The 10,291-nt window shown below is 44.2% G+C and carries 10 protein-coding genes and 2 pseudogenes; 11 read left to right on the top strand and 1 reads right to left on the bottom strand.

Annotated features, from left to right (window positions below; genetic code table 11):
• The 6 genes and pseudogenes from EWV66_RS01025 to EWV66_RS01000 form a co-directional block, all read left to right on the top strand.
• Positions 1 to 111, top strand: a pseudogene (locus tag EWV66_RS01025) (IS630 family transposase); the annotation flags it as partial.
• Positions 111 to 332 (top strand): annotated as a pseudogene (locus EWV66_RS01020) (DUF29 family protein); the annotation flags it as partial. The pseudogenes EWV66_RS01025 and EWV66_RS01020, both read left to right, overlap by 1 nt.
• Before the next feature lie 35 nt (positions 333 to 367).
• Positions 368 to 937: a Uma2 family endonuclease gene (locus EWV66_RS01015; RefSeq protein ID WP_052278190.1), complete on the top strand. Its 570-nt coding sequence runs from the start codon at positions 368 to 370 to the stop codon at positions 935 to 937.
• Between the two features lie 31 nt (positions 938 to 968).
• On the top strand, positions 969 to 2,912 hold the full coding sequence (locus tag EWV66_RS01010) for a S8 family peptidase (protein ID WP_287108538.1): 1,944 nt from the start codon (positions 969 to 971) through the stop codon (positions 2,910 to 2,912).
• Between the two features lie 80 nt (positions 2,913 to 2,992).
• Complete coding sequence (locus EWV66_RS01005) at positions 2,993 to 3,250, top strand: cyanobactin biosynthesis system PatB/AcyB/McaB family protein (RefSeq protein ID WP_052278191.1); 258 nt, start codon at positions 2,993 to 2,995, stop codon at positions 3,248 to 3,250.
• A gap of 46 nt (positions 3,251 to 3,296) precedes the next feature.
• A complete protein-coding gene (locus EWV66_RS01000; RefSeq protein ID WP_052278192.1) occupies positions 3,297 to 3,524 on the top strand; it encodes a cyanobactin biosynthesis PatC/TenC/TruC family protein in 228 nt (75 codons plus the stop codon).
• Between the two features lie 10 nt (positions 3,525 to 3,534).
• Here the strand turns inward: EWV66_RS01000 and EWV66_RS00995 are convergent, their stop codons facing one another.
• Entirely contained in the window at positions 3,535 to 4,326 is a 792-nt protein-coding gene (locus EWV66_RS00995) for a Uma2 family endonuclease (RefSeq protein ID WP_052278193.1), read from the bottom strand.
• Positions 4,327 to 4,393: 67 nt separating this feature from the next.
• Between EWV66_RS00995 and EWV66_RS00990 the strand changes: the two genes are divergently transcribed.
• From EWV66_RS00990 to EWV66_RS00970, 5 genes are all read left to right on the top strand, one after another.
• Positions 4,394 to 6,490 carry a S8 family peptidase gene (locus EWV66_RS00990; protein WP_287108541.1) on the top strand — a complete coding sequence of 699 codons (2,097 nt, stop codon included), beginning with the start codon at positions 4,394 to 4,396 and terminating at the stop codon, positions 6,488 to 6,490.
• Between the two features lie 383 nt (positions 6,491 to 6,873).
• Positions 6,874 to 7,899 carry an aldo/keto reductase gene (locus EWV66_RS00985; protein WP_072926928.1) on the top strand — a complete coding sequence of 342 codons (1,026 nt, stop codon included), beginning with the start codon at positions 6,874 to 6,876 and terminating at the stop codon, positions 7,897 to 7,899.
• Complete coding sequence (locus EWV66_RS00980) at positions 7,896 to 8,303, top strand: gamma-glutamylcyclotransferase family protein (RefSeq protein WP_072926930.1); 408 nt, start codon at positions 7,896 to 7,898, stop codon at positions 8,301 to 8,303. The genes EWV66_RS00985 and EWV66_RS00980 overlap by 4 nt, the downstream gene beginning before the upstream one ends.
• 59 nt (positions 8,304 to 8,362) lie before the next feature.
• Entirely contained in the window at positions 8,363 to 8,563 is a 201-nt protein-coding gene (gene psb35 / locus EWV66_RS00975; RefSeq protein WP_002782108.1) for a photosystem II assembly protein Psb35, read from the top strand.
• A gap of 304 nt (positions 8,564 to 8,867) precedes the next feature.
• Entirely contained in the window at positions 8,868 to 10,013 is a 1,146-nt protein-coding gene (locus EWV66_RS00970) for a DNA cytosine methyltransferase (protein ID WP_072926932.1), read from the top strand.
• Positions 10,014 to 10,291: the final 278 nt, after the last annotated feature.

Genomic DNA, 10,291 nt, shown 5'->3' with positions numbered 1-10,291 from the left:
GCTATTTATGAATGTCTGAATGATGCCCATCTGAAACATAAAAAAGAACTGGATTCCTTGCTGACTCTACGATTTCAGAAGTTTAATAAATCTCAGATTATGAACGTCTAAAGTATAATACAATTAATTGGCAGGAAGAAATTTATAATTTTCGGACTCAATTAAGGCGAAAAATGACGGCTAATCTCCGTAATTATTTAGAAGAAGAATTGAACTATATTTATGAAGATGCGTTAGGTTTCGTCAAAATCAAAACAGCGAATACTGTGATTTTTCCCTCTCAATGTCCTTACTCACTAGAACAATTACTAGATCGCGATTGGTTGCCATAAAAATTAATTAAACAACAAAAAGAGATGAAGAAATTATGTTAACCACAAAACCCCGCTTTCAAACCTTCGCTGAATATCTACAATATGAGGATAATTCAGAGGAATCTTATGAATTATTTAACGGAGAATTGGTAGAAATGCCACCAGAATCAGGACTTAACTTTCAAATTGCTAATCGTCTTTTTCTAGTCTTTGCTTTGATGCTAGGAACAGATAGAGTCAGAGGACATGGTTTAGAATTAGAAGTGAGAGGCGAACCGAAAAACCGTTATCCTGACCTAACCATTATTCGAGAAAAACATATTCAATTACTCTCCCAGAGAAATACGATTCTTCTTTCCATGGCACCCCCCTTATTAGTCATTGAAGTGGTTAGTCCGGGGGAAATCCAAAGAGAGAGAGATTACATCGCCAAAAGAAGCCAATATCAAGATTGTGGGATTCCTGAATACTGGATAGTTGATCCTCAAACTCAAACTATTTTAGTCTTAGAATTAAGAGGAAATGCTTACACACAGGTTGGTAATTTTAGCAATGATGACCTAGTAAAATCTCCCAGATTCAAAGAATTAAACTTAAAGGTTTGTGATGTATTTAATTATTAATTTTATCGGTTAACCCAAGAATTAAAAAAAGATGAACGTCTTAACTATTCCGGGATTAAAAGAACTACAAAAACAAACCAAAGGCGCAGCAGAAATAACCGTCGCCATTCTCGATGGTGTAGTTGATACCGACCATCCCTGCTTTAATGGGGCAGACCTAACCCGTTTATCCACCCTCGTCCAGCATCAAGCCAACGCGGGGCAAATGTCCACTCACGGAACCCATATTGCCAGCCTCATCTTCGGACAACCCAACAGCGAAATCCCTGGAATTGCCCCCCAGTGTCGAGGCCTACTCGTCCCCGTCTTCGCTGACGATAACCGCAAACTCTCCCAACTCGATTTAGCGAGGGCGATTGAACAAGCCGCCGAAAATGGCGCAAAAGTGATTAATATTAGCGGCGGGGCCCTCACCGATATGGGAGAAGCCGAAGACTGGCTAATTCGTGCCGTCGAGATGTGTAACGAGAGAAATATTCTTCTCGTTGCCGCTGCCGGCAATGATGGCTGTGAATGCCTCCAAGTTCCAGCGGCCCTTCCCGCCGTCCTCGCGGTGGGTGCGGTTGATGCTAGAGGCCATCCCCTCGACTTTAGTAATTGGGGGGAAACCTACCAAAGCCAAGGCATCCTTGCCCCTGGAGAAAACATCTTAGGGGCAAAACCGGGCGGCGGGACTGTGCAACTGAGTGGAACCAGCTTCGCCGCGCCCATTGTCGCCGGAGTAGCCGCCTTATTACTCAGCTTGCAGGTGCAGCGAGGAGAAACTCCCAATCCTCACGCAGTCCGGGAGGCAATACTAAAAAGCGGCCTCCCCTGCCAATATGCAGACAGCGAAAATGAACCAAAATGTTTAGCCGGAGTATTGAACATTTCTGGGGCAATTAAACAACTAACAGGAGAAACCATGTCCGAATCTGTGGAAACCCAAGCAACAGTAGAAGCATCAGGCTGTGGCTGCGGTGGTACGCCGGAAACCCCTGAGGCTCAACGCCAAAACCTCGAACTGAGTGCCGCAACTAGCGAACCGGTAATCCCCGTCGCCCAAATTCCCAATCCTGTCACCACCTCTCAAGGAGTATCCATGCCCGAAACTACTAATAAACCTGTTACCCCTAGCCAAGCTGCTGAACCTGCTGGTGGCATCGTCTATGCCATTGGCACCTTGGGCTATGACTTCGGCACCGAAGCCCGTCGGGACACATTTAAACAACTGATGCCGACAGCGGTAATTGGTGGTATTGAAGTTCCCTCTAATCCCTACGATGCCCGTCAGATGGTGGATTACCTAGCTGACCACCTCTCGGAGGCTAAATCCTTAATCTGGACCCTGAATCTGGAACTTACGCCAATTTACGCCATTGAACCCCTTGGCTCTTTTTCCCGGGAAGTTTATGCGGCTTTACAGGAACTTCTTTCAGGACAAGTGCAAGCAGAAGACAGCCCCGAATATATCCAGCGTGTTAGCATTCCGGGACGGATTACTGGGCGGACAGTACGCCTGTTCTCAGGACAAGTTGTTCCCGTCATTGAACCGGATAGCCCCCGGGGAATTTATGGTTGGCACATCAATACTTTAGTCAGTGCGGCAATAGAAGCCGTTGGTGCAGAACAAACAGAAGCCCAAGAAAGCCAAATGCGTCGCACTTTGAGTAGTTTCCTCAACCGCATCTACTACGATTTACGCAATTTAGGGCAAACTTCCCAAGACCGCGCCCTCAATTTTGCCGCGACCAACGCTTTCCAAGCAGCGCAAACTTTCTCTGAGGCTGTGGGTGCGGGGATGGAACTCGACAGTATTAACGTTTCTAAGAGTCCTTTCTGTCGGATGGATAGCGATTGCTGGGACGTACAGTTAAAATTCTTCGACCCGGAAAATAGCCGCCGCGCTCGTAAAATCTTCCGGTTTACAATAGATGTGAGTGACTTAATTCCTGTCACCTTGGGCGAAGTTCGTTCCTGGTCTTCTCCTTATTAGTCCTCTCCCCTGCGCTGACTTCTGACTTCAAGTACAGGCGAAGCATTCGGATAGGAAATCTAAGGTTTCAGCGATAGGTTATGCCCGAATGCTTCGCCCCTACCCCCATTATTTACCCCAAAACAACCGTGAGACTTCCCAAACAATCTGCTCCCGTCAAACGACCCCATTTCATTCATCCCCATGAATGCGTCGATATTATTCATGGAGATGGCGAAGACTTGGTATCTATCTTAGTTAAGTTAGTTCATGGAGCGAACTACAACGATCCGGCTCAGTTTCAATACCCTCACTATGGCTATCTGAAAATGTCCTCTTTTGGCGGTTTTCGTTATTAGTATCGACTTCTAAAACCTAGTAAAAAACACTGGAGGAAATCAAACAATGGCTAGTAAACCTAAAGGTGCGCCAGAATCAACACCCGCTGCTGCGAATGTTGACCAACCAACCACGGAAAAACCCAAGATTGAGCAACCAGAAACAACTCAACCTAAAGCTAAATACGTTCCCGCCACTGGTTTAGAAGATTACGGACGCTGGAAAACCATGTTCAAAGATCGCAAGGCGAATCCCAATGATCCGCCGTTTCGTCGGGGTCGAATTTGGTGTTAAACACTTTCCATTAATCTTCAGGTTCTATCCCCAAGGCCCTTAACTGTTCCGCTAGGCGATCGGCTCGTTGTCGTTCCTGTTCGGCTCGTTGTCGTTCCTGTTGAGTAGATTCCTGGGAAGTTAACAACAAGTTACCTTCCCCATCCCACCAGCGAAGCCAGGGAAAGGATTGATTTTGGTATTCCCCCTGCCAAATTCCTAACTCTACCTTTAAAGGAACAATGGTATAATGACCGCGCTGATTAGGAGTCATTTTTTGGTAACGACCATTAACTAACTGGTACATCTCGATCTGGGCCTTGTTAACTTCATAAATTCCATAAAAAGGAATTTGAATCGCTCGCTCATAGATCCAAAATTTACCCTTAACAGGCGTTTTATCCCGTTCTTCTTCACCATTACCTGAGACAAATTCTAAGGCAATGACCGGTTCAATGGTTTCTTTCCACATCACAAAAGAACGCCGGACTTGACCATCAATAGTCGTGGGGACATGGGGAACATAAAACCAATCGGGAGCAACAGCACCTTTTTCTAGGGATTCTGGATGCTCTGGCAATCGCCAATAAATCCCACAATCTCGACCCAGACAGTAATTACCGTCAGGATGTAATTGTTCTAAAAGGGGTGTAATAGTATCCGTTAAAAGGTCTGCTTGGGGAGGCTCTTGATAGTTTTTCACAAAACTTCCATCTTTATCAGGGAGTTGGGTGTGGTCGGGTAAAGGGGAATCGCAATAAACCGTGGTCGAAGGTTCCTGAATTGTGGTTGCGGGTTGTGCCGTTGGGGTGATTGCACTCATCTTTAATTCCCCTATTTTTGTTATCTAGCTTTTATTCTATAACTGTTCTTGAAAACCTGCAAAAACTATGCCTGATCTCAATGCTATCCCCGGAATGACTGCTCTTCGCTCCCATACCAAAGGCGATCCCCGCATCAAAATCGCCGTTCTTGATGGACCGATTGACTTAGATCGCGCCTGTTTTCAAGGAGCAAATATTACCCGACTTGATCCCTATTGGTCCGAAGAATTTTCCATCGATCCCCAACACTTACAAGCCTTTTTAGATATAGAAAAAAGTGACAAAAGTGATGAAGAAAAAGAGTATCTGTTCAAAGAAGCTATCCCTGATGAAAACATCCTCCACAGTTTGCATTTGCGCTTCCATGCTAACCATATTATCAGCACCATTTGTGGCCAGCCAGATTCACCCGTAGAAGGGATTGCTCCTCAGGCTACTGTAATTAATATTCCCATCGCCTATAGCAACGAAGATTTTATTAATCCTCTCAATCTTTCTCGCGCAATTAGTACCGCTATTGAACAGGGAGTTAATATTATCCATTGTGCCGCTTGTCACCCAACTCAAAGCGGATTAGCGCACGAATTTATTGATAAAGCAATTCGTCAAGCTCAAGCTAATAATATCCTGGTGATTGCCCCCGGAGGTAATGATAAAGGAGAGTGTTGGTGCGTTCCTGCGGTATTAGAAAATGTCCTGACAGTAGGAGCAATGAAAGATACAGGTGAGCCATTTAAATTTAGTAATTTTGGCGGTAAATATGCAACGCAAGGGATTCTCGCTCCAGGAGAGAATATTTTAGGCGCTCAACCCGGAACCGATGACCCCATCCGCAAAAAAGGGACTAGCTGCGCCGCTCCCATTGTGACAGGAACAGCCGCTTTATTAATGAGTTTGCAATTAGAACAGGGGTTATCTCCCGACGCAGAAGCAGTAAGAGCCGCCTTAATTAATAGTGCCATCCCTTGCGATCCTAAGGAAGTAGAAGAACCGGAACGCTGTTTATTAGGAAAAATCAATATTGCGGGTGCTTATGAACTGCTGACGGGAGAGAAATTACAAACTGTTGAAGCGGATAACAATTCGTCGAATAATATCATAGAATCGGCGGTAATTCCGATGACAGTGACCACCTCGGTTATCCCATCCAATACAACCGAGATGGCGACTCAGGGAACAATTGTAACCACCCCAACAGCAGCGACACTAGAACCGGTGATCGCTCCTAGCAATGCTTCAGAAAATGTTTCCTCAACCGGATTAATACAAAATAATCAAACAAATAAAAATATTGTCTTTAATAGTGTCGTTCCTAGTCAACGTTCAAACCTCGTTTATGTGTTAGGAACTTTAGGCTATGATTTCGGCACAGAAGCGCGTCGGGATACCTTTAAACAGTTAATGCCAACCATCACGATCGATAATCTTGAATTACCATCCAATCCCTACGATGCGCGGCAAATGGTAGATTATTTAGAAAGTAATTTATCAGAAACTAAGTCTTTAATTTGGACAGTCAATTTAGAACTAACTCCCATCTATGCAATTAAACCAGTGGGAGCCTTCGCCGCTGAGATTTATCAAGTCATGCAATATATGTTAGCGGGTCAAATATTGCCAGAAGCAGACGAAGATTATATTGAAAGGGTGAGTATCCCCGGTCTTCTTACTGAGGAAACCGTGAGACTTTTTTCTGGTCAAATTGTTCCCGTCATTAAAGTTAATAGTCCGCGAGGAATGTATGGCTGGAAAGTTAATACTTTGATTGAATCAGCCATAGAAACTGTTCGCACGGAACATGAAATCGCCGATGAAGCGAGGATGCGGCGTTCTCTAACCAGTTTCTTAAATCGCATTTATTATGACTTACGCAACGTCGGACAAATCGCCCGGGATCGCGCTTTAAATTTTGCCGCTACTAACGCTTTTCAAGCGGTACAAACCTTCTCCCAGGCAGTAGCAATGGGAATGGAATTACACAGTATTGAAGTGGAAAAAAGCCCCTTCTGTCGCTATGGAAGTGAATGCTGGGATGTGAAATTAAAATTCTTCGATCCCGAAAATGGTCTGCGGGCCAAACGAGTTTTTCGCTTTACCATTGATGTTAGCGATCGCACCCCTGTAACTTTAGGTGAAGTGCGTTCTTGGGCTGTTTCTAAATAGCCTGAGTCTGCTAAGTAAGTAAGTAGTCATGCAAAATTAATTACCTGCCCGATCGAGCTAAAACCCTTACGGGGCAATGATCGTCATGTGTAAATAATTTTGCCTAGGTACTTAGTTATAATTAAATTGAAGATAGATTTTGCCTCTGATCCCCCCTGCCCCCCTTGATAAGGGGGGTGCCGATAGGCGGGGGGATCCCCCCTGCCCCCCTTGATAAGGGGGGGATCTGACAACTTTTAACACCTACCTACTTAAGTACCTAAGCAAAATTGATTAACCAATAAGGCCAGGGTTAACTTTTCAAAATTGCACCAAATGTACTTAGCAAAAATGTCGATCAAATTCAATTATAATTAACTTCTTATTCAAAATTTTAGTTAATTATGCGTTACAAACTTTTAGGTAATAGTGGTCTGCGGGTTTCCGAACTATGTCTAGGAACGATGACATTCGGGGAAGATTGGGGTTGGGGGTCGGATAAAGAGGAAAGTCGGGCGGTTTTTCAGGCTTTTGCGGAAGCGGGCGGCAATTTTCTCGATACTGCTAATATCTACACTAACGGAACCAGTGAAACATTAGTGGGGGAATTTGTCAAGGGCGATCGAGAAAAATGGGTAATCGCCACGAAATATTCTCTCAACACGCACCCCGGCGATGTTAATGCCTGCGGAAATCATCGAAAAAACCTCTTTCAGGCGGTAGAAGCTAGTTTAAAGCGTTTAGGTACTGATTACATCGATTTACTCTGGCTTCATATTTGGGACTCTCTCACTCCTATCGAGGAAGTGATGCGTGCTTTCGATGATTTGGTCAGGATGGGAAAAGTGCTTTATATCGGCATTTCTGACAGTCCTGCTTGGATTGTCTCCCAAGCAAACACCCTGGCCACCCTGCGGGGATGGACACCCTTTATCGGACTACAAATAGAATATTCTCTCAAGGAACGCACCCCCGAACGGGAATTATTGCCCATGGCCAAAGCATTCAATGTCGGGGTGACAGCTTGGAGTCCCCTGGGAGGAGGAGTTTTAACGGGAAAATATAATCAACCCAACCCCGTCGATGGACGTTTAAGCATGACCGACCAACCTTTTCAAATTTTTGATCGCGATTTAAAAATTGCCGAGACTGTCCTAGAGATAGCCAGAGAAATTGAGAAATCACCGGCACAAGTGGCATTAAATTGGCTAAGAAATCGGCCTAACGCCGTAATTCCTATCATTGGCGCTCGAAAATTGTCCCAATTGCAGGATAATTTAGCCTGTGTGGACTTTAACCTAACTGGGGAACATCTGCAACGACTCGATAATATCAGCGCCATTTCTCTTGGTTTTCCCCACGAACTTTTAGCCAGTCAATTTGTTCGCGATATCCTATTAGGAGGAGTAGCGGCACAATTGGATCGATGATGGAAGTTTTTGTTTATGGAACACTGAAACCTAGGGAGAGTAACTATTCTGCCTACTGTGCGGGAAAAGTGATCAACTCTAAAACCGCCTACACAAAGGGGCATTTATACCATCTTACCGCCCTCGGTTATCCCGGACTGACCGAGGGGGATGGCTGGGTGAAAGGAATTTTATTGACTTTTAACGCAGATTATGATATTGGGCTTTTGGATGGTTTGGAAGATTATCAACCCGGCAGAGCTGCAGAAGAAAACGAGTATCAGCGTCGCAGAATTCCTATTTATAATCTAGAGCGAGAATTAATCGGCGAAGCTTGGGGATATATGATGACACCGGCAAAAATAGCTCTCCATGGCGGTGTTTGGCTGCCTTCCGGTTGGTGGACCAGTAGCGATCGAAAATAGGGATGAGGGGTCTGATTCTGTTAAGATATACAAATTAAAAGCTTAATCGTGAAAAACTTATGTATTTACTCCTAGAAGTGGCCAGTGGCAAATTCCCCGTTTATTTTGTGGCAGTTTATGTGGTCGGTTTTCTCGCTGCTGTCACCATCGGTTCGATCGCTTGGTACAATTCTAAACGCCCGGTCGGTTGGGAAGATGCCCAAAGACCCGATATTATCCCCGAAGTGAAGACAGGGGTAGATTCTGATTCTCAATCCTAGAAAAAGGCAGTGATCAGTTATTTTAACCGTCAGCTTTTTTCTCCCTTCTCAGCAATCAGGTTGGTCGCGGGGGCTAAAGACCTTACTAGGTGCTGATTTCAGGCATTTCAGCCTTATTGGCTGCCTAAACGTTTCCCAGCGAACAGAAACACGATCGATCAACCAAGGTCGATCGCAAATCGCTATGATAGAATATCGGGTCTTTAATTTCCGTCCCCTCCTCCTCTTATGAAACTGCCTGTCGTCGCTATCATCGCTAGGATATTTAGTTGACAAGAGGCTCCGAATACGATAGTATTCAACCATGAAACAACAAATTATCGACTTATTTTCTGGTGCGGGCGGATTGACCACGGGATTTCATTTAGCCGGGTTTGAATCTATCTGTGCAATTGATGTAAATGCGAAAGCATTAGCAACCTATCAACATAATTATCCTAAAACACGCACTTTTCAGGAAGACATCCGCAAAGTTAATCCATCAGAACTGCGCTTATACTTAGGTTTACAAAGAGAAGAATTAACCGCCCTTATCGGGGGTCCACCCTGTCAAGGATTTTCACGAAATATCCCAGCTGGGTATCGCTATCTTAATGATTCTCGCAATCATTTATATAAGTCTTTCTTAGGATTTGTTCAAGAGTTTCGTCCTCTTCATGTAGTCATGGAAAATGTTCCTGAAATTTTGAAAGCTTATGGCGGTATCATCAGAGATGAAATTGTAGCACATTTAGAATCTTGGGGTTATCAAGTAGTTACTACTTCCCTAAACGCCGCTTATTATGGAGTGCCACAAACTCGCTCAAGAGCCTTTTTTTTAGCTAGTCTAGAGCGTTTACCATCCCTTCCCCAAGCAACTCATTCTGGTGATATCAGAAGTGATTATAAAGCTGTAAAATCTTGGACACAGCTTACTTTACTAGAACCAAATATTGCCCCAGTTACTACTGTTAAAGATGCCATTAGTGATTTACCTACTTTAGAAGCAGGACAAGCTTATGATCACGAAATTTATACTAGGGAACCCGAGACCATATATCAACAGAAGATGCGTGAGCAAAGTCAAAAAATTGTTAATCATATTGCCCGTCCTTTAACACCAATTCAAATGTCAAGAGTGCAAATTCTGGCGGAAGGACAAGATGCGAGAGATTTACCTGCTGAATTAGCACCGAAAAAACACTATAGCGGGGCCTATGGTCGACTTTCTTGGGATAAACCAGCAAGAACAATTACAAGGTGGTTTTTTCATCCCGGTTCTGGCAGATTTTTTCATCCGACCCAGAATCGGACAATCACAATTCGTGAAGCAGCAAGATTACATTCTTATCCCGATCATTTTCACTTTTTAGGGACTTATACTGATATGGCCTCTCAAATTGGAGAATCTGTGCCACCACTGTTAGGCAAAGTGGTAGCAGACTCTATGGGACAAAATCTTGAGTATTAGTTTGGGTTTGTAGCGCTGCAAAAATTGTCTCCACATATCGATCTATTGTCAGACGAGTTCTCTCAATTCTCAGACGAATAGCGGCAGCGGGGATTGTTCTGCTTCTAAACAACTGTTTCTGATTTTTGTACCAAACTAACTGAGTTTTGCCAGCGATGCTTCGCCAATTCAAAAATGAAACGCATCAACCTCAAGAGTTGACAAAGAAAGGCTCATCAGGTACTGTCTGATCATTAACAAAAACAAATCAGACCCAAAAACGAAGCCCCCAACATCTT

The organism is Microcystis sp. M_OC_Ca_00000000_C217Col (genome assembly GCF_007095585.1).
GTDB lineage: Bacteria > Cyanobacteriota > Cyanobacteriia > Cyanobacteriales > Microcystaceae > Microcystis > Microcystis panniformis.
This window is presented reverse-complemented; position numbering and strand designations above follow the sequence as displayed.